The sequence below is a fragment of the Gracilimonas qinghaiensis genome (genome assembly GCF_046602855.1).
Taxonomy (GTDB): domain Bacteria; phylum Bacteroidota; class Rhodothermia; order Balneolales; family Balneolaceae; genus Gracilimonas.
On the sequence record NZ_JBKINJ010000001.1, the window covers coordinates 322,536 to 342,932 of the forward strand.

A 20,397-nucleotide genomic window follows, 5' to 3' on the forward strand; every position below is an offset into this window, starting at 1 on the left:
TTATCTTTAGATTACCTCACTGCCGATTAAATTAGTTCTTGGTTGAAAGGTTATTCGTTAATTTGAAAATCATTTGGGGATTCATTAGAAAAAATATTTAACCAAGTTACCATTAACGAATTAACCATTAATCAACAACCGGGCATTCATCCACTTTGGTGCGATAAGCTTTTTCAAGAATATCGAGACCCTCGTCAATTTGATCTTTTGTGATAGTCAGAGGTGGTCGGAAACGTACCGTATTAGGTCCGCATGCGAGGATCATCAGGCCATTTGCCACGCACTCTTTGATCACATGGTCGCGGGCATGGGTATTTGGCAGGTCAATAGCGCAGAATAAGCCTTTACCTCTTGGGTTTGAAAGGTATTCATGCTGTTCAGCCAGGTGCTCAAGTTTGGATTTGAGATGCTCACCAACCGTGGCTGCATTGTCAACCAGATTATCTTCCTCAATGACCTCCAGAATTCGTCCGAAACGTACCATATCAACGAGGTTGCCGCCCCAGGTTGAGTTGATTCGGGAAGAAACATGGAAGCAGTTGGTTTCAATATCATCCACGCGTTTGTTAGCCAGGATACCACAAACCTGAGCTTTTTTACCAAAAGCCAGGATATCAGGTTTAACATAATGCTCATGAGCCCAGAATTTACCGGTCATTCCAACTCCGGTTTGAACTTCATCATACATTAGAAGAGCCTCGTGCTTGTCGGCCAGGTCACGCAAGGCCTGATGGAATTCCGGGCGGAAATGGCGGTCACCGCCTTCACCCTGTATCGGCTCGATCAGGATACCGGCGATATCATCCTTATAGATCTCGAAGTAGCGTTCTGCCTGAGCGATGGCCATTTGCTCCTGTGCTGCCGTTGCTTCAATATTCTCTTTAGTGGCAGGGTAAGTCATGGCCGGGCTGAGCACTCGCGGCCAGTCGAATTTCGGGAAGTACTTAACTTTGTTGGGAACGGTGTTAGTGACGGAGAGGGTATAGCCTGATCGTCCATGAAAGGCTTTCTCAAAGTGAAGGATCTTATGGCCTTTTTCCTGCCGGTAACCCTTCTCAAAGTTCTTTTGCACTTTCCAGTCGAAAGCAACCTTCATTGCATTTTCAACGGCCAGTGCTCCACCGGATATAAAAAAGGAGTAGGGCATGTAATCTGGAATTCCCACGCGGTCGAAGGTAGCCAGGAACCGGGCCATGTCTTCAGTATAAATATCAGAGTTCGAAGGCTTGTTGATGGCAACCTGAGCCAGACGCTGAACAAAATCATCATCTCCGGCCAATTTGGGGTGATTCATGCCCAAAGGATTGGATGCAAAGAAGGTGAAGAAATCGAGGTATCTCTTTCCTGACTTGGAATCAAGGAGGTAAGCTCCCTCACTCTTTTTAAGATCGAGAACCATATCATAGCCATCGGTGAGAAGATGCTTATCTAAAACTTTGCGAACGTTATCCGGATTGATATTTAAACTGTCTTGCATTCCTGACTCCTTTGGATGAATTGATTGCTATAAATCTACCAAAAGCATCAAAAGGCCTCAATAGCGTTTAAATTAACTAAAGTTAGAAACGAGTTTTTTTGGTGTGTTGTGAGAGCGGGGAGGATAGGAATTTTTTTGAGACATATTCAGTATCCTAATCTGGGGCTCTAAAATAGTGCTCTTGAAGATATTGAGTGACCAGGCCATTTTCAGCAATCTAAAATCAAATTCTATGTCCAATAGTTACAACTGATAATTCAACTCCTTACGAATTCAAGTAAGGGTTGATAATCATATGCATCCGCTGATCTAAGAGCGTGTATGTAAATGGCTCTAATATCACCTTCTTCAATTAGATCTCCTGACCCCCAACTAAATGGTTCACGGTCAAACACTTTCTCAAGCAAGATATCGGTCATGACCCGTGCATGGCGACCATTACCATTCGGGAACAGATGAATTTGTACCAGCCTGTGATGAAAGCGAGTAGCGATTTCATCAGGTGGATAGGTATCGTTATCTATCCAATACCGCACATCATCTAACATTTGCCGAAAATGCATGGGAATTTGTGCCCAATCTACACCGATATTTTTATCGGATCGCGATATTTACCAGCCCAATCCCAAACCTTGCCGAATATTTTTTCATGAAGCGTTCGAATGAAATCTTCATCAAGAAAATCGTTTCGCCGGGTTCGGTCTAACCAGCTGTAAGCGTCGGTGATATTTCTTTGCTCCCATTCGTTGAGTTCTTCCCGAGTGCTAATATGTAGAATGAGTAGACCTTCCTTCTCATTCTCATCAACCGGTGTTGCTCCTGCTGGGTAATTAAACATCTACTGATTCCAAAAATTCTTTGGTTCTTCGACCAGGATTTTATCTGTCAGATCATTAAGGGCTTCTTGCTGCTCTTCATTAGATACTCCCTGACGTTCTAACTTCATAGAATGATCTATACGGCTCAATCGTTTTTTAGCGATCTTTCTGGCTTGTTGACGAACTATTTCCTCAAGGTCTTGTTCGGGTACAAAACCATAGACAAATTTAACCCCTAAGCCTTCAGCCATTTTCTTCAACGTTGAGAGTTTGACATTGCCATTAACTTCAGCTTGTTCGATGCGATAGACTCGTGACCGGTCAAGGTCAACACGATTACCTAATTCTTCTAAAGTAAGGCCGAGTCCTTCACGGATCGCCTTTATCCATCCACCCGTAGGCATGGTCATTTTCAGGAGGGGTTTTAGTTTCTCCAATTTCATATTTAGCTGTTTACGTATAAGCTTTTTATCCCAGTAGTTCATAATTATGCCTTTTCGTAGTTATTAACTGCACTTGTTGCTATTTTTAACAGCATTCTATCTCTACGCGTTGTTAGATTTAACAACATAATATATAATTTGTTGCTATTTATATCAACATTATAATTTATAAATTGATAATAATGACAACAAAACATATGCGGCTTAGAATTACAGAAGAAAGAGCTTATAAGACTATATGAATAGCCTTGGGTTAAAAACAAAAATATTGCAATGCATGATATCGCCCTAGAAGAACCTATATCCGCCAGCCGGCGGATTCGAGGCCGATGAGCTTAATTAAATTTATCGGTAATTACTTCCCATATAAACTCACGTCCTTTGGCTGATTTGAGCTGCTTTTTTCTATGAATGGCTTCTTTCTTTGTATCCTGTTCTTCAGTATAGGCTAATTTCCAGGGGCGGTACTTTATAGTCCACCCTTTTTTACCTAATGAATTATGGGAAAGCAGGCGTTGCTCGAGATCTGAGGTGTAGCCAATATAGATCTTTTGATGAGAAGGCGAGTAAAGAGCGTAAACGGTAAACATAAATTCCCCGGTTTTCTCTTGAATATAAAAAAAGCCTTCTGAAATTGATCAGAAGGCTCTAAGTAGTGGCGGGTCCGCCGAGGGTCGGATGTTAGTCGGATTCGAACCTACGTCCGCCAGCCGGCGGATAAGAGCCCGTCAAGCTTAATTAAATTTTTTGTTTACAATGTCCCAAATAAACTCACGTCCTTTGGCTGATTTAAGCTGTTTTTCTCTGCGCATAGCGTCTTTCTTTGTTTGCTGTTCTTCAGTATAGGCTAATTTCCAGGGGCGGTACTTTATAGTCCACCCTTTTTTACCTAATGAATTATGGGAAAGCAGGCGTTGCTCGAGATCTGAGGTGTAGCCAATATAGATCTTTTGATGAGAAGGCGAGTAAAGAGCGTAAACGGTAAACATAAATTCCCCGGTTTTCTCTCAAATATAAAAAAAGCCTTCTGAACTTAATCAGAAGGCTTTTGCTAGTGGCGGGGGTAGGATTCGAACCTACGACCTTCGGGTTATGAGCCCGACGAGCTACCAGCTGCTCCACCCCGCGATGTGAAGACTTAAATATACGGCTAATTACCTATCGATATCAAGGGATATTTGAAATATTTTTGTTCTTCTTTCAGTGATGCTTTTCCTATTTTCCGCAAAAAATTAACAGAACTTATTTTATGATCACATCAAAGCAAGCAATTGAACTGGAAGACAAATATGGTGCTCACAATTATCACCCGCTGCCTGTAGTATTATCAAGAGGCGAGGGGGTGCATGTCTGGGATCCTGAAGGCAACAAATACTATGATTTTTTGTCCGCCTACTCGGCCGTTAATCAAGGCCATTGCCATCCAAAGATCACTAAAGCTTTGACAGATCAGGCTTCTACACTGTGTCTAACCTCAAGAGCTTTCTATAATAATATACTCGGTGAGTATGAGAAATACGTGACCGAATATTTTGGCTTTGATAAGGTTCTACCGATGAATACCGGTGCAGAAGGAGTTGAGACAGCTATTAAGATCTGCCGTAAATGGGCCTATGAGAAAAAAGGTATTGCCGAGGAGGAAGCCCAGATCATCGTTCTCGAAAATAACTTCCATGGCCGCACAACCACTGTGATATCTTTTTCCAATGATCCGGATGCCAGAAAGAATTTTGGTCCTTATACACCGGGTTTTATCAAAATACCCTATAATGATCTCGATGCCCTCAAGGAAGCACTCGACCAACCTAATATTGCCGGTGTTTTGGCTGAACCGATACAGGGAGAGGCCGGTGTGGTTGTACCTGATGAAGGTTATATCTCAAAAATGGGTGAAATCTGCCGCGAAAATAATGTGCTGTTTATGGCAGATGAGATTCAGACAGGAATTGCCAGAACCGGAAGCCTGCTCGCTGTTTGCGGAAATTGTGACTGTCAGGGCCATTGCGAACAACAAAATACATATACCAAACCTGATATTTTGATTCTAGGTAAAGCCCTTTCAGGGGGTGCCTACCCGGTGTCTGCTGTACTGGCTGACAATCACATTATGGAAGTCATCAAACCGGGACAGCACGGTTCAACCTATGGTGGTAACCCGTTGGCATGCAAAGTAGCTATATCTGCCCTTGAAGTAGTAAAAGATGAGAACCTGTCTCAAAATGCACGAAAACTTGGGGAGATCTTCCGGTCAGAAATGCAGAAGCTGGTTGATGAGCATGATCTTTTCGTAAAAGTAAGAGGTCGCGGACTCCTGAATGCGGTGATCATCAACGACACCTCCGACAGTGATACCGCCTGGAGATTTTGTGTGGCTCTGAAGGACACTGGACTACTTGCCAAGCCAACGCACGGTAACATCATTCGTTTTGCCCCGCCTTTGGTGATGACTGAAGAGCAGCTGATGGAATGTGTGGAAATCATCAAGGATACCCTTTTTTCTTTTGAGAATTAAAATAGGTACAAGCTTAAATGGGAAAACAAAGGTTCCACCTTATTAACGTTATTTAAGACAATAAAAAAATAATGGAAAGGTTATTTATTACATTAAGTTAGATAAAAATTTTATTTGTTTAGTTTAAGAAGCTGAGGAAATGTGTACACTTTAAATATCTCTGAATTTCTAAGATGAATTTAGAATTGGTACACGTGTCTAAAATAAGAACCTGTATAAAGAGCTAACACAGTTATGAAAGTATTAAATGTTACTATATTCCTAATATTTTTACTGGCCATTATTGACAGTAAGCAAACACTTGCGCAAAATGCAGATGAAATAGATTATCAAACGGTTCAAATTACCAATGAAGCCGGGACAACTATTTATGCAGAGAATACGAAAGATGTAATAGGTAGTCCTCTTTTGAAGGAGTCATTTGAAAACGGACGTATTTTATTTGAATCTGGTAAAGCAAGTGAAGTTCTGCCAATCAATTATGACTCTTACAAAAATCAGGTACTGTTTATTAAGGATAATAAGATAATGGTACTTAACACGACTGGTGTAAAAGGTTTTTTGTTTGAAAAATCTACAAATCTGGATGAATCAAATAAAATTCAGGAGGTTTTTAGTTTTAAAATCAATCATCCAGAATTTGGATTCAAGGAACCTACACCGGTTCAAGTTTTATATGATCAAGGTACAGGCTTAAAGTTGCTTGCTTTACATGAAACAAACCTGATGAGAAGTAATAGAAAAGATCCATTTACCGGAAAAGAAACCGAAAGATATATAAACAGTCTGGAATATTTTCTTCAAAAGCACAATGGTGAAATTGAAAAATTACGAAAATTACGATCCAAGGATATTATTAATGCATTTGACGGAGATAATCAGCGCAAGTTTAGACAATTTATGAGAGATAACGATTTGGACAATCGTTCGGAAAAAGATCTGGTAAAATTAATGACATATATTGATAATGCTATTACATCTGACATAGATTAGATTTAATCTAGCAAATGTGACATATTTTGATTGTAGTGTTTAATCTGTGTATCAAAGTTTTAAAAACGTAATTCAGTGCTTCTAAATGGCCTGATGTTTCAAAGAAGTCTGTTAAGAGATAGAGTCCTTAATTTCTTAAGAATGGTGAAATTTTCACTTAAAGTCTATGAAGAATAAATCATGCTATCACAGACTTTCAACTGTCCTTACAGTGATTCCTTCTATTTTATCTTAAGAAGATATATGAGTTTGATTTCATTAATACGAATACCTATCAATATTACCTATCATTCATAAATGATGGGTGATTAGTAGGATTCTACACAAAATATAATTCGATATGCATTTCAGGCTATTTCATTTACCATGCGTTACAGATCAAACAAAATAATTAAACAAATTCGCTTTTTTACATATTTAATTTGCGGTCTTCTATGTTTGTCCTGTTCATCAATGTATAAGGGTAAAGCTGATATTGGCTCTAATGAAATTATAGTACCCGGGCTGCCATTTGTTACACTCAATGTCTCATCCAATATTACTGAGAGCCAGCAAACGCAAGCTTTTTTATTTTTATCAATAGAGGAAAGCAGCCTGATCTATAAAAACCAGCAAGATTCTTTAGTGAGTAGAGTTGAACTTCGTACTGAAATATCATCAAATGAAAATAAACCAATCTTAAGCGATCAGTACCAATTTTTGTTGGGCAAAAGTTCAGACAATAAATATTATGACCAAAAGACTAAATACCTGAAAATCACCTACAATGTTCCACCGGGTAATCATAGAGTAAAAGTTACCATAACTGATCTTCACTCTGGTAAAAAAACTACAAGACAGCAAGAAATAACAATACCTGATCCTTTATCTAGCCAAATTAATATCAGTCAAATTCGGTTTTACAAAAAAACCGCTGAGGACGAACCTTTTGTTGCGGTTAATGGCTATGATGTAAATATGGATTATGATTCACTTAAATTTTCATTTCAGCTTTTTAATGGTAAACCCAAAAACTCAGTAGAGATAGAATCCAGGCTTTTGCGGTTTAAAGCGGATCTAAAACCCGCCCGTTCTATGAGTGGTCGTCAGCACAGATCTTCTTCATTGGAAAGGAAAGGACTCGACTATACAAATTATGAAGTTATCCGGTCCACCAAACGAACGTTAGATAATAAGGGAAGTGTAACTGTAGAGAATTTTTTTACCAGACTGCCACGTGGTAATTACCGTTTTGAAGTGATTGTTAAACACAATGAGAAAAATAATATGTATGAGGTGCGTGATTTTGCAGTTAAAAGCCAAAATTACCCCAATATAAAATCTCCTATTGAACTGGCAAGACCATTGTACTATTTATTAAATGAAAAGGAGTATAATGAAATACTTGCAATCTCAGATCCTGATTCATTAAAAGCAGCAGTTGACGAATTTTGGCTTAGCAATTTGAATAATTCTGCCGAAGCTAAGGAAATTATAAAGATGTATTACGAAAGAGTTGTACAGGCTAATCAACAGTTTAGCAATTTCAAAGAAGGTTGGAAAACTGATCCTGGTATGATATATATACTTTTTGGTCCTCCGTCTTATGTAGATGAAGGTTTTGGAGAAATGTCTTGGTTTTATGATTTTGACACAGGTACTGAAAATCAGGGTTTTTATTTTAAAGACCCAAGATATGGTAATATTAAATTTCCCTTTAATAATTTTCAGTTGAAGCGATCAGCAGACTTTTTTGGTTTGCAATATAAACAGATCCAGTCTTGGATAGATGGTTCCATTATATATTTAAGCCAATAGGTTTTAGACTTGTTAATATTTAGTTATCATTTAAGTTGTTTTTATATCATAAACTCTTCATTTTAGAACTTGTTCGTTGTAAAGAGCAAGTCTTACTCTTCAATCAATTGACTAATAACTTAACATATAATCAAATCAAAGCTACTATGTTTAAAAAGCTACTATTTACGATGCTTGCTTTGTTCTTGTCCGCCAGTGCTTTTGCACAAACCGGCACACTAACAGGTGAGGTCACCGATGCAGAAACAGGAGAGCCATTAATTGGCGCTACTGTTTATATCGAATCTATACAAAGAGGAACCCAAACAAATATTGATGGTGAGTATACACTCACAAATATACCTGTGGGTAACTACGCTATTCTTATTTCCTATGTTGGTTACGAAGGTTTTAAGGATCGTGTAGAAATAAGTTCAGGAACAACAACCCTGGACGTTCAGCTTAATGTCGATCTTGTTGGTATGGACGAAGTTGTGGTAACGGGTTTTGGTACCATCGACAGACAAGCTTTTACAGGTACTGTATCTACGGTATCTTCCGAAAATCTTGAAAGCGTACCAGTTTCTGATGTAAGTCAGGCTTTGCAAGGTAACGCTGCAGGTGTTGTTGTTACTTCTTCCACAGGTACACCTGGTGCTGTTCAACAAATTCGGATTCGCGGACTTAGTTCAGTTAACGCTGGTACTGCACCCCTATTTGTAATTGATGGCGTTCCCGTCGTTAATGGAAATAATGCTGCATCCGGAGCTACAAGTTCATTAGGTATTCTTTCTAATATAAGTTCAGAGGATATAGAATCTATTACAATACTTAAAGATGCTGCATCTACTGCTCCGTATGGTGCAAGGGGTACTAATGGTGTAGTTGTAATTACTACCAAGTCAGGCCGCTCAGGTTCAACAACTTATTCAGTTTCAGCTCAACGAGGCGTAAACAGTCGCGCTGTTGAAGGTGAAGTGCCAATGGATGCTTTTGCTTATGATCAGCTTGTTCAAGATGCAACTCTAAATCGTTTCGGAACCGCTTACTCACTTGCCGGTGCTGCTTTTGGAAACTTATGGGACGGTGAAACCAATACTGATTGGGGTGATGTTGTTCAAAATGATAATGCAGTTCAGGAATCATATAACATATCGGCCCGTGGAGGTAACGATATTACGAATTTCTATGCATCTGCAGGGATATTTGGACAGGAAGGCCAAGTGATTGGATCAAGTTTAGACCGAATAAGCGGTAGTCTTGATATAGCTCATAAAATGGACGAAAGAGTTCGTATCCAAAACAGCTTTAATGGTTCTATGGTAGAGCAAGATGGTATTCTTGAGGGATCGGGTTATTTCGGAAGTCCTGTTTTAGCTGAATATTTTATGTTGCCTATTGATCGAGCATATAATCAAGATGGTACAGCAAATATTGACGATCTCAATACTAATATTTTTAATCCTGTTTATATACAGGCCAATGATATCGATCGTAAAAGAAATTACAGAATCCGAAATAACACGAAGATTGATGTAAATATTATTGAAAATTTAATGTTTACGACTCGATTTTCGGCGGATTACGTAGAGACCGAAGAAAAATATTATAATAATATTTTTTACGGAGACTCTGATGATGAAGGAGGATCTGTCAGTGATATAAGCACACGTAATTTCAACTATGTTTGGCAAAATGTGTTGAATTATATTTGGGTTCCTAATTCCGATCATAATTTTACATTTAAAGGGATTTCTGAAAGCCAACGCAATTACAACTTTTATTTACAAGGTTACGGTGAGGGGATTGCAGCCCCAGGGCTTTATAACCTGAACACTACTGCCTCTCCTCAGTTCGTAGGATCTTCAACGACCGATTGGGCTATACAGTCGTTTACAGGACTTGTGAACTACGGTTATCAGGGTAAATTTTACGCCGATGCTAGTCTTCGACATGAAGGTAGTTCCCGTTTTGCTGAAGATCAGAGATGGGGAACTTTTTGGTCGCTTGGGCTAGGATATGTTATGACTGAAGAAGAGTTTATGGAGGATTATGAATTCTTGGATTTTCTGAAATTCCGTGCTTCATACGGGAAAACAGGTAACTCTTCTGTGGGCTTAAACAACTATCAGGCCACAGTAGGTTTTGGAAGCTATTATGACATAGCAACTATTCAGCCTTCTAATCTTGGCAACAGGAGTCTAACCTGGGAAACCGCAAATTCTCTGGATATCGGAGTTGAATTCGAATTATTTGAGAAAGTATCCGGAGGCGTTACCGTCTTTAGAAAAGACAGTAAAGATCTTCTATTTAATGTTCCTCTTTCAAGAACCACAGGTCATAATTCACAAACACAAAATATTGGTGAACTCTATAATAAAGGTATAGAGATCGAAGCCAATTTTGATGTGATACGTACCAGAGATTTCAAATGGAATCTTGGTGGAAACTTTAGTGCCCTTAAAAATGAGGTTACTAAGTTGCCTGTTGATGGGAACGGAGAAGATATTGAAGTTACCACCGGAACTCGATATATAGCTGTAGAAGGCTATGAAGTAAATGCATGGTACCTTCGCGGATGGGCCGGTGTTGACCCGAATAATGGTGATCCACTTTGGTATACTGACGAAACAGAATCTGCTACTACTAATGATTATAATGCAGCTGAACGATACTACCAGGGAGCTAACGCTTTACCTGATAAATTTGGTGGTATAAACACACGCATTGATGTTAAGAACTTCTATGCCACTGCTAACCTTTACTATTCCTTCGGAAATAAAGTTTATGATAACTGGGCATTCTACATGAGATCAGATGGTCGATTCGCAGGTTCATTTGGACAGTACGGAAGACAGTCGGATTATTGGACATCTGATAATACCGATGCTGAAAATCCTCGTCCTATCTATGGAACAGGCAACCTTAACTCAAACAGTGCTTCTTCTCGATTCCTATATGATGGGGATTATTTAAGACTTAAAACGGTCAACATTGGTTATAACATACCAGTTAAATACCTACAGGAAGTTGGGCTGAAATCAGCACAGTTATACTTTGTAGGACAAAATTTATGGACTCATGTATTTGATGATAGATTAAAATATGATCCTGAAGTTCAAGCTAGTGGTTTTACAAGTTTACAAGCAGCTCCACTTAAGTCTGTAACTTTTGGCATTAAAGTTAACTTTTAGGAAAAATGAAAATGAAGAAGATTTTTAAAATTACACTTGCACTGCTTTTTATTGCAGGAATTAATATTGGTTGTGAAAACTTTTTGGAACCGTCAGTAGATCAAAACAAACCTACTGAAACTGCGGTCCAATCAATTGACGACCTAAATTCAGTTGTATTAGGAATTCACAATGAATTAAATACAACTGGATTATATGGTAGGGATATCGTTGCCGGCCCCGAAACAATGTCGGACAATGCATTTTCCAACCAAAACTCTGGACGATTCGTAGTTCAATCAGAGTGGGATTATACTGAAGACAGTGGATACCCTCTTGGATTATGGGATGGCTTGTACGAGTCAATAGCTGCGGCTAATATTGCTATAAACGCTGACATTGAGCCATCAATGGCTGTTGATTACGCTAAAGGTCAAGCTTACGCTTTAAGAGCATTTGCACACATGCAATTGTTATTGAACTTTGGCCAACAGTTTTCCGGTGGAACACTTGGCATTCCTTACATTACTACATACAATGAAGGCAACCTCCTCCCGGCACGCGAACCGGTTAGTAATGTATGGACTAAAATTGGTGAGGACTTTACAACAGCTGCCAGTTTAATGGACGCATCTATGGATGCAGGAAGCCCTGTATTCATGAATACTACAGCTGTTAAAGCACTTCAGTCACGGTATTATTTGTTTACTGCAGAATTCGATAATGCTATTGCTGCAGCAGATGCAATATTAACCGGTTATACACCTGTGGCAGCAGGCAACCTGGTCGCTGCTTGGGCTTCAGGTTCAGGGCCTAATTCCATCTTTGAAATGGGTTTTACATCAACTAATAACGTTGGAAATAATAACCTTGCCAGGATTTATCGCGACACAAATTATGGAGATGTAGAGGCAACTCAGGATCTTTATGATGCCTATGATGCAAATGATGCCCGTTTAGGCTTGTTTAGTGTTCAAGGAGATACTATTCGTGTAAACGGTAAATATGTTGATGAGTTAGGCTCAGATAACACCCGCGTTATTCGTTTTGCTGAAGTTTGGCTCAATAAAGCTGAAGCTTTGGCGCGAAGAGGTAATGCAGGCGACTTAGTAGATGCCATTGACATGATCAATACGCTTTCTACTGCCCGTGGAAGTTCCACAATTTATACCGTAGGAACACAAGCGCAGGTTATTGCTGATGTACTTGCAGAAAGAAGATTGGAACTTGCTTTTGAGGGTCATAGATTATTTGACTTAGCAAGACATCAACTTGACATTCCATTCGTGAATGTACCTGGAAGAGGAATCAACTTTATTACGAATGGTCCTATCCCATATGGTAATCAAATTTTTGTATTACCAATACCACAAAATGAGTTGGATGCAAACTCAAGTATGGAACAAAATCCATTCTTTGACTAATTATAAGTTATTGTAAAACATAAAAGCCCTTACCTCATTTAGGTAAGGGCTTTTTTTATATGAATTTTTTTGGACACAGCTTAATAAGGAGCTTTTTAAAAAAGAAGAAAGGAGAAGATATGTTTATTGAATTGTGACCAAAATGTTAAGATTATAATAGCACTAACAGTCTGATCAGTTTAAGTTGCCTATGGCTTATAAATTGCATTTAAAGAATCTGAGTTAATTTCTTCTCAAATAAATATTGAATTTTGATTAAGATTCTTTTTAAAAAGGCCTGCTTAAAATACTGCCGGACAACCATCTTTGGATCTGTCTCCGCTGAACATTGTAGTAATAATTATTTCTGCGAAGAATAAAATTATCGAAGGGATAAAATTTTGTTTTAAGTTTTGGGCGGTCAAACACGAAATTGGTTTCCGGATCCTCGCGGTTATAGGAATACGACCACACCATTTGGCTGGTGTAGGTGTTTACATACATAGGAGGTCCGAATAGGATGTACATCATGCCGGTATCCGTTTTCCAGCCTTCCTTGAAATTGGAAAATTGTTTGTTGGCTTCCTCAACCCGCTCGTAGTAAAGAGAGATCACTTCGCGGGCTTTATTTGAATTTTGAACGTTAGACAGCCAAAAGCGATCTATTGCTTTTTTTAGTGCTTCAGGATCTTCGATCGACATTAATTTTTCATACTCCTTTTCGGTCATCAGGTAGGCCAACGGGCGGGCTAATTCTTTCGGAGTTTTAATTGAAGGATAATTCGGGCTTTTAATTCCGAATTCAATAGCCTTATATATTTGGTCTTCATCTTCACCTGAGCTTACCTCAAGCCTGTAGTTGCCCCTTTCCAGTTCATGGAAATTGTATTCAATGATCACATTGCCCGGTTGAGTCAGGTTACGAACCGACGATTGCACAACCTCATATTCATCGTAATCTATACCGATACGCTGAATGCAGAATTATTACACTTCAAAAAGAAATTTTAATTTCAATTTCTAAAGGATGTAACTGCGATTAAATCTTTTTTAATGAAGGCATTATCTATTTTTTGATTTTTAAGCCAGTAGTATTAAAAGGTACACAACCAGATAAGCCAATACTCATTATCGAAACTAAGATATTTTGAGTTACTACTTTTATTTTTTGAAGATATTGTGTATTAAAGATTATCGAATTGTTAATATTTGTATTTAAAACAAATTTTGTTATTCTATGGCATCGTAATGAAAAAGACTATCCCATTACGATATCATCTAACATCTCTGACTTAAGAGATAAATTCTAAAATCAGAATAAAAATTAAAATTGAGGACACTTATGCTTAGAAAGCTACTTTCAACAGCATTCATTATGCTAGTGCCTGTGATCCTGTTTGCTCAGGGTTCAATCTCAGGTGTTGTAACAGATGCTACTACCGGCGAAACTATGCCGGGAGCAAACGTTGTAATTGCAGAATTATCACGTGGAGCTGCTACAAACGTAGATGGTGAATACACAATTAGTAACGTACCAAGTGGTACATATACTGTAACCGCATCCTTTCTTGGATACAAGAAATCGGAAACAACCGTTCAGGTTGGTAATTCGGATGTAGTTGTAGATTTTGACCTTGAACCAGATTACTTCGGTCTTGAAGACGTTGTTGTGACCGGTGTAGGACAAGGTACACAAACAACAAAACTTGGCTTTTCTGTAGGAAAGGTGAGTGAACAACAACTTTCTGAAGTACCTGCAGCAGATCCGGCATCTGCACTTCGTGGTAAGGTATCCGGAGTTACAATCGTACGAGCTTCAGGTGACCCATCTTCGGCTCCTGACATTCGTTTGCGTGGATCTACTTCGATAAATGGTAATCAGTCTCCACTTATAATCGTTGATGGAGTGATCACTTCAGGTAGTTTGGGTGATATTAACATGAATGACGTTCAGTCAATTGAGGTCGTTAAAGGTGCTGCTGCAGCTTCTTTATATGGTTCACTTGCCGGTAACGGTGTTATTCAGGTTATTACCAAAAGAAATGCGAATAAAGTTCGGGAACCTGAATTAACAATCAGAAGCGAATATGGTTATTCTGAAATTGCGTCTGACTATCCTTCTGCAACCAAGCACCCATGGGATCTTAGCAACAATTTAGTATTGGATTCCACTGGTGAATATATCGTTACATGGGACGGTTATGACAACTATGATGCCGATCGCCGCTTTGATAATGATTATCCGGTTCCATTAAGAGATAATGTGGAAGCTATTTTTACCGGTAATCCATACAGCAACAACTCAGTTGCTTTAGCGAATTCAGGTGAGCTTTATAATTACCGCGTTTCGTATGATAATTTTGTACAAGGTGGTGTTATTGAACCTGTAGAAGATTATACAAGAAATTCTGTAAGGTTTAACGCTAATTTCACACCTAACGATAAGTTAGATGCCAGCGTAAGTGCTTCTTACATAAATGTTGAAGCGCCAACTATTCCAGAGCAGGGTCAGGGTTCTAACTATTTTTACTCCGCCCTTACTGCTGAGCCATTCATTAATTTCAATGAAAAAAATGCAGATGGCACATTTAAGAATGAAGGACTAACAGGTTATGATGTTCAAAGTTCTAACTTTCAGAACCCACTTTATGTAGCTGAACAAAGAACTACGGCCTTCCAAAGAGATAGAGTTATTGCCGGATTGACCATTAATTATGCTATTACAAATAATCTTAGCATTAATGGTCGCCAATCTTTGGATAAGGAATTCAGAAATAATGAAACCTATTATCCTAAAGGGTATCAAACACCAACACCAAGCCCGACTTTGAATAATGGTTTTGATTCAAGAGCTCGTTCTGAGTTTACAACCGCTATAAGTGAGTTATGGTTTGAGTACAATCAGGAATTTGATGACTTTAACCTGAATACCACACTTAAATATCTCTACGAAGATCGGGAGACTGATCAAGTTTCACTTTCAGGTAGTGATTATCCGGTTCCTAATATTCGCAGTATTGGTAGTACAGATAGTGACACCTATAATATTGGTTCATACAGTCAAATAGTTAGGGCGGAGAACTTCTTCCTTAATGTTGACGTTGACTATTTAGATAAGATCATAGTATCTGGTTTGGTTAGACGTGACGGGTCATCAGGATTTGGTTCTGAAGAAAGATGGCAAACCTATTACAGAGGGTCACTTGCTTACCGAATTACTGAAGATTTCGATATAGATGGTGTTAACGAATGGAAAGTAAGGGCCTCTTACGGTACTTCAGGTCAGCGACCACCATTTTCCGCACAGTATGAGACCTATAGTGCCTCTTCGAGTGGTATTTCACCGGGTATTCTTGGTAACAACGAAATCAAGCCATCAACTGTGGCCGAGTTCGAGTTTGGTACCAATATTACCTTCCTTGACAGATACAACTTTGAGGCAAACTACGCTATCACAAATGTTGAGAATGACTACTTACTAGTGCCATTATCAAGTACTGCAGGATTCTCTGCTCAGTGGCAAAACGTAGGTGAAATTGAAAGTTCGGCTCTGGAATTCATGTTATCAGGCCAAATAGTGGACAACAGAAACTTATCCTGGAGTTCAAGCCTAACCTGGAGTAAAATTACTCAGGAAGTTACAAGCTTAGGTGGTATCCCTCCATTCACCAGATCTGCAGGGGGGGCAATTGACCTTTTCCGATTTGAAGCTGGCGTGCCTTACGGAACTATGTATGGTAACAAAGCTTTGACATCACTGGATCAATTAACCGTAGTTAACGGTGAAGTTCTAAACAATGGTATTGATACTGATGGCAATGGAACTTTGACAGTTGATGATTTTGAGATAAACGATGAAGGTTACGTAGTTCCTGCGGGTACTCACGGCACACCGGATGAGCAGATCACATATATGGTTGACGAAGATGGATCTACATCAGTTACAGCCATTGGTAATACAAATCCGGACTTCACAGTTGGTTTTTCAAACTCCTTTAATTATAAAGGTATTGGACTATATCTACTGTTAGACTGGAACCAAGGCGGAGATGTGTATAACTACACCAAGCAGTTGTTAATATTTAACAATCGTCATAAGATCCAGCAAGAGCATGGTGCAGCAGGTTATGATGTAGCCTATTCTAACAGTTCATCAGAAATCTACAATGGTGCTAATGCCTCATCTTATTTTGTGGAGGATGCGAGCTTCCTGAAACTTAGAGAAGTTGCATTATCCTATACAATGGGTCAGAAACAACTTGGATCTGTTGGAAACTATGTGGAAGAGATCAGACTGTCAGTAACCGGACGTAATCTGTTAACGTTTACTGATTATACAGGTTTTGATCCAGAGGTGGCTCTAAGAACTAACTCTACTAACTTCCGTTTAGACGAGTATTCTTATCCTAATTTCAGAACTTTCACGGGTGCCATTCAGGTACGTTTCTAATGAAAGATGAAATAACCTATTTAAAAATATTTAAAAAACACTCATTATTATGAAAAACATAAACTTCTTTAAAGGCTCTGTGCTACTGCTCGCAACACTTTTCGTTGTCAGTAGCTGTGCAGATCTTTCAGTAGAAAATACGAACGATCCCAATCGTGAGAGTGCCTTGGCAAACGACGCTGACCTTGTAAGTCTATTACAAGGATCTACAGGGGATGTCTTTTTTGAGATTACCAATCTCTGGGGCTCCAACATGAATGCATATTCTGACCAGATGACGACCACAAATATGGTTTTCAGCTGGTGGGTATTTACGGATGAACCAAGACGTGAAATGCCAAACTTTCCCGGTTTTGCAGATCTGGCAGTGAATTCCGGAATCTGGAGTTCATTCAATGCCGGTGTGCAAACCGCAAATACCATCATCGAATTAATCGAAGTGGATGGAGAAACCATCGTGGTAGATGAGGCTGATATTACAGATAAAATGTTAGCCAGTGCCTATTTCCTTCGTGGAGTATCTAAAGGTTACCTTGGATTGATCTATGATCAAGGCTACGACATATATCCTGATACTGATCTTTCAAACTTAGAGTTAGTGCCTTATACAACTTTAATTGAAAATGGTATTGCTGATATTGTTAATGCAGTATCCATATCAGATGCAACACCCGGATTTACCTGGGACCTGATACCTACTCAGGATTCATGGAGTCAGGCTGAGTTCAATACAATAGCACATTCATTGGCAGCACGTATTTTAGCTAATTCGCCAAGAACAGCTTCAGAAGCTGATGCCCTGGACTGGAGTGCCAATCCCGGTGGAGTACTTTACTTTGCGAACCGTGCTGTAGGTGGTCCTGATGCTGCTGCAACAATGGAAGACTTTACAGCGACTGCTGTTGGGTCTTACGTATTCTATAATAATCTTCTTGATTGGCACACTTATTTATTAAGTGGTCCGGCAGGTTATTTACCACCAGACATCAAGATCATTTGGACGCTTGATTCAAATTATTATACTGAGCACCCAGGCGATCCGGCAAACGTAACCGCAAACGAAGTTCAAACTAATGACCCAAGAATAGATTATTATGGGTTTACAAATGATGGCGGTTTTATAAGTGCAGCACGTAATGCTGATCTATTTACCAATTACTTTTTCTTGCGGGAATGGGCAGAAAATAATTGGGGAGGCACAGGTGACCCAATACCTTATTACATTGCAGCTGAAACTGACTATCTAAGAGCAGAAGCTCATCTAAGAGCCGGCGACAAAGTAACAGCCGGACTTATCTTAGACGACAGTCCTTACGGCAATGGGGTAACGGATATTACACCGGACTTGCCAGCAGTTACTTTAGGTTACATACCTGCTGATGGCTTTTCAGGTGGAAATGATTTGCTTACTGCAGTGAATTCCGATGCAGAATTCCAGTATGCACTTCTTAGAGAGTATTCTGTTGAGATATCTAACTTGGGTGGAATTGGTATTCAGTGGTATTTCATGAGAAGATGGGATATGCTGCAAGCAGGTACTCCTTTGCATTATCCAATTCCTGCAAATGAGTTGGAAATTACCGGTATCACTCCATACACCTTTGGTGGTGCGGCAAACGCAGGACAAGATGGAGCAGCTTCAGGAGCTAACAGCTGGAAAGATCTTGGTGCTCAGCTCAAAGCAAATGCTGCAAAATTTAATGCCAGTGATATTATAGTACCTGGAACCAGAGAAGATGTTAACTTTAATGTAAGAGTTAATAATACTTCTAAAGTTGCAGGTGATGGCAGAACAAGAGGAATTGAATAACATTTAATTCCATTTTGAAAACTTAAGGAAAAAGGCCTGCTTTAGAGCGGGCCTTTTTTATTTAAATTTTATATAATGTATTTTAGTTAACGTATTGTGCTATACTTACCACTTATATGATGATATTCAACAAACTTTGGATTTTTCTTTTCGTTTTAGGAATGGTAAATATTGCCTGTTCTACAAGCAGACCGGATACAATTAATTCTAACGAGCAAATCTCCTATGTATCAGGCACACCAAATTTTACAGTTTCATCTTTTGGTACAGTTGACGGAGATCAAATTAAGATATTGGTTACCACATCAATTCTACCATCGAGTTTAATATCAGTTGCAAATGATTCAATTGAGTCTGGTACTGAAGCAGTAGGAGTATTTGTTGAATTTGAAATAAATAGTGAAACCTCCGACTCAATAATTGCTTCAAGAAATGTAAAAAAAGAGTTAACAATTGACAGGGATGAGAGAAGACAAAGTGAGGATTTGTTTAAGTTTACCGAAGAGTTTGAAATTGAATCACCGGGTACATACAATGTAATTATCTCGATTATTGATCTGGTTTCCGGGAAAAGAGAAATCATAAATTCGCGAGTGATAATACCCGACCCTGATGCTAAAGTATTAGGTCTTTCTAATACTTTGATGAAACAAAAGATGGAAAAAGAAGATGGATTTTCTATCGTTACCGGATATAATATAAATGCTGATAAAAATTATATAGAATTTGAAAATAATATATCAAATGATGTAGAATTTGATTCAATTACTGTCTATTCAAAACTAATAAAATTTGAATCTGATCTTGATCCTGCTAAGAAACTAGGTGCTCCTTCATTTTCAGTTACAGTTTTGGATAGAAATGGAATTCAATACAATAATGAGGAAATACTTTCAGAACAAAGAAGAGTGATTAAATTAAATGACGAGGTGCTATCTTATAAAATTGGTTTTGAAACACCAGATATCGGTAACTATAGATATTTGATACAAGTTAAAAATGAGAATGGGGAAGAACTGACACGCGCTTTTGATTTTGGCGTAAAAAGCGAAGAATTTCCTTATGTTAGAACACCTGAACAACTAGCTGAATCATTGGTTTACCTCATGAACGAAGATGAATATGAGGATATCATGAGTATAGCTAATATGGATTCATTAAAAAAGGCAGTAGATGATTTTTGGCTGAGAAATATTCAAAACATTGACAAAGCAGAGAAAACGATTGAGATCTACTATCAAAGAGTAGAAGAAGCCAATAAAAGATTTACATCTTATAAGGAGGGTTGGAAAACAGATCAAGGTATGATTTACATCCTATTTGGCCCACCAATGTTTAGCAGAACAACATTTAATTTTATTCATTGGTCCTATTCGACTGACAGGTATTCAGATCGATATAATTATTTCTTTAATAAAGAAAGAAGACCAACCCGTGAGTTTCCTTTTACAGTTTATTTACTTGACAGGTCTAACAACGAATTAAATAACAACGAATATCTTATAGTCCAAAAGTGGCTAACAGGTAATATTGAAAACTAAT

13 protein-coding genes, 1 tRNA gene and 1 pseudogene are annotated in these 20,397 nt (G+C 38.6%); 8 read left to right on the top strand and 7 right to left on the bottom strand.

Features of this window, described 5'->3' with window-relative positions:
* Positions 1 to 127 precede the first annotated feature (127 nt).
* From lat to ACKGJO_RS01475, 6 genes and pseudogenes are all read right to left on the bottom strand, one after another.
* Complete coding sequence (gene lat / locus ACKGJO_RS01450) at positions 128 to 1,477, bottom strand: L-lysine 6-transaminase (RefSeq protein ID WP_411321623.1); 1,350 nt, start codon at positions 1,475 to 1,477, stop codon at positions 128 to 130.
* Between the two features lie 257 nt (positions 1,478 to 1,734).
* A pseudogene (locus ACKGJO_RS01455) lies at positions 1,735 to 2,315 on the bottom strand (mobile mystery protein B).
* Positions 2,316 to 2,780 carry a mobile mystery protein A gene (locus ACKGJO_RS01460; protein WP_411321624.1) on the bottom strand — a complete coding sequence of 155 codons (465 nt, stop codon included), beginning with the start codon at positions 2,778 to 2,780 and terminating at the stop codon, positions 2,316 to 2,318.
* A gap of 293 nt (positions 2,781 to 3,073) precedes the next feature.
* Positions 3,074 to 3,328: a GIY-YIG nuclease family protein gene (locus ACKGJO_RS01465; protein WP_411321625.1), complete on the bottom strand. Its 255-nt coding sequence runs from the start codon at positions 3,326 to 3,328 to the stop codon at positions 3,074 to 3,076.
* Positions 3,329 to 3,472: 144 nt separating this feature from the next.
* Complete coding sequence (locus ACKGJO_RS01470) at positions 3,473 to 3,727, bottom strand: GIY-YIG nuclease family protein (RefSeq protein ID WP_411321626.1); 255 nt, start codon at positions 3,725 to 3,727, stop codon at positions 3,473 to 3,475.
* A gap of 66 nt (positions 3,728 to 3,793) precedes the next feature.
* Positions 3,794 to 3,866, bottom strand: a tRNA-Met gene (locus tag ACKGJO_RS01475).
* Between the two features lie 121 nt (positions 3,867 to 3,987).
* Here ACKGJO_RS01475 and rocD point away from each other — a divergent pair.
* From rocD to ACKGJO_RS01500, 5 genes are all read left to right on the top strand, one after another.
* Positions 3,988 to 5,250, top strand: a complete 1,263-nt coding sequence (gene rocD, locus ACKGJO_RS01480; protein ID WP_411321627.1) for an ornithine--oxo-acid transaminase — start codon at positions 3,988 to 3,990, stop codon at positions 5,248 to 5,250.
* Positions 5,251 to 5,484: 234 nt separating this feature from the next.
* Complete coding sequence (locus ACKGJO_RS01485) at positions 5,485 to 6,243, top strand: hypothetical protein (RefSeq protein WP_411321628.1); 759 nt, start codon at positions 5,485 to 5,487, stop codon at positions 6,241 to 6,243.
* Positions 6,244 to 6,696: 453 nt separating this feature from the next.
* Positions 6,697 to 8,040 (top strand): GWxTD domain-containing protein, encoded by a 1,344-nt coding sequence (locus tag ACKGJO_RS01490; RefSeq protein ID WP_411321629.1) that lies wholly within the window; start codon positions 6,697 to 6,699, stop codon positions 8,038 to 8,040.
* A 146-nt stretch (positions 8,041 to 8,186) separates the two neighbouring features.
* Positions 8,187 to 11,213, top strand: a complete 3,027-nt coding sequence (locus tag ACKGJO_RS01495; RefSeq protein ID WP_411321630.1) for a SusC/RagA family TonB-linked outer membrane protein — start codon at positions 8,187 to 8,189, stop codon at positions 11,211 to 11,213.
* A gap of 11 nt (positions 11,214 to 11,224) precedes the next feature.
* Positions 11,225 to 12,616, top strand: a complete 1,392-nt coding sequence (locus ACKGJO_RS01500) for a RagB/SusD family nutrient uptake outer membrane protein (protein WP_411321631.1) — start codon at positions 11,225 to 11,227, stop codon at positions 12,614 to 12,616.
* 267 nt (positions 12,617 to 12,883) lie between these two features.
* On the opposite strand, the gene ACKGJO_RS01505 is transcribed toward ACKGJO_RS01500, so the two are convergent.
* Complete coding sequence (locus ACKGJO_RS01505; protein ID WP_411321632.1) at positions 12,884 to 13,534, bottom strand: GWxTD domain-containing protein; 651 nt, start codon at positions 13,532 to 13,534, stop codon at positions 12,884 to 12,886.
* Positions 13,535 to 13,937: 403 nt separating this feature from the next.
* Between ACKGJO_RS01505 and ACKGJO_RS01510 the strand changes: the two genes are divergently transcribed.
* From ACKGJO_RS01510 to ACKGJO_RS01520, 3 genes are all read left to right on the top strand, one after another.
* Positions 13,938 to 17,045 (top strand): SusC/RagA family TonB-linked outer membrane protein, encoded by a 3,108-nt coding sequence (locus ACKGJO_RS01510; RefSeq protein WP_411321633.1) that lies wholly within the window; start codon positions 13,938 to 13,940, stop codon positions 17,043 to 17,045.
* 49 nt (positions 17,046 to 17,094) lie between these two features.
* Positions 17,095 to 18,855, top strand: coding sequence for a RagB/SusD family nutrient uptake outer membrane protein (locus tag ACKGJO_RS01515; RefSeq protein WP_411321634.1), 1,761 nt, complete (start codon positions 17,095 to 17,097; stop codon positions 18,853 to 18,855).
* 116 nt (positions 18,856 to 18,971) lie between these two features.
* Entirely contained in the window at positions 18,972 to 20,396 is a 1,425-nt protein-coding gene (locus ACKGJO_RS01520; protein WP_411321635.1) for a GWxTD domain-containing protein, read from the top strand.
* Position 20,397: the final 1 nt, after the last annotated feature.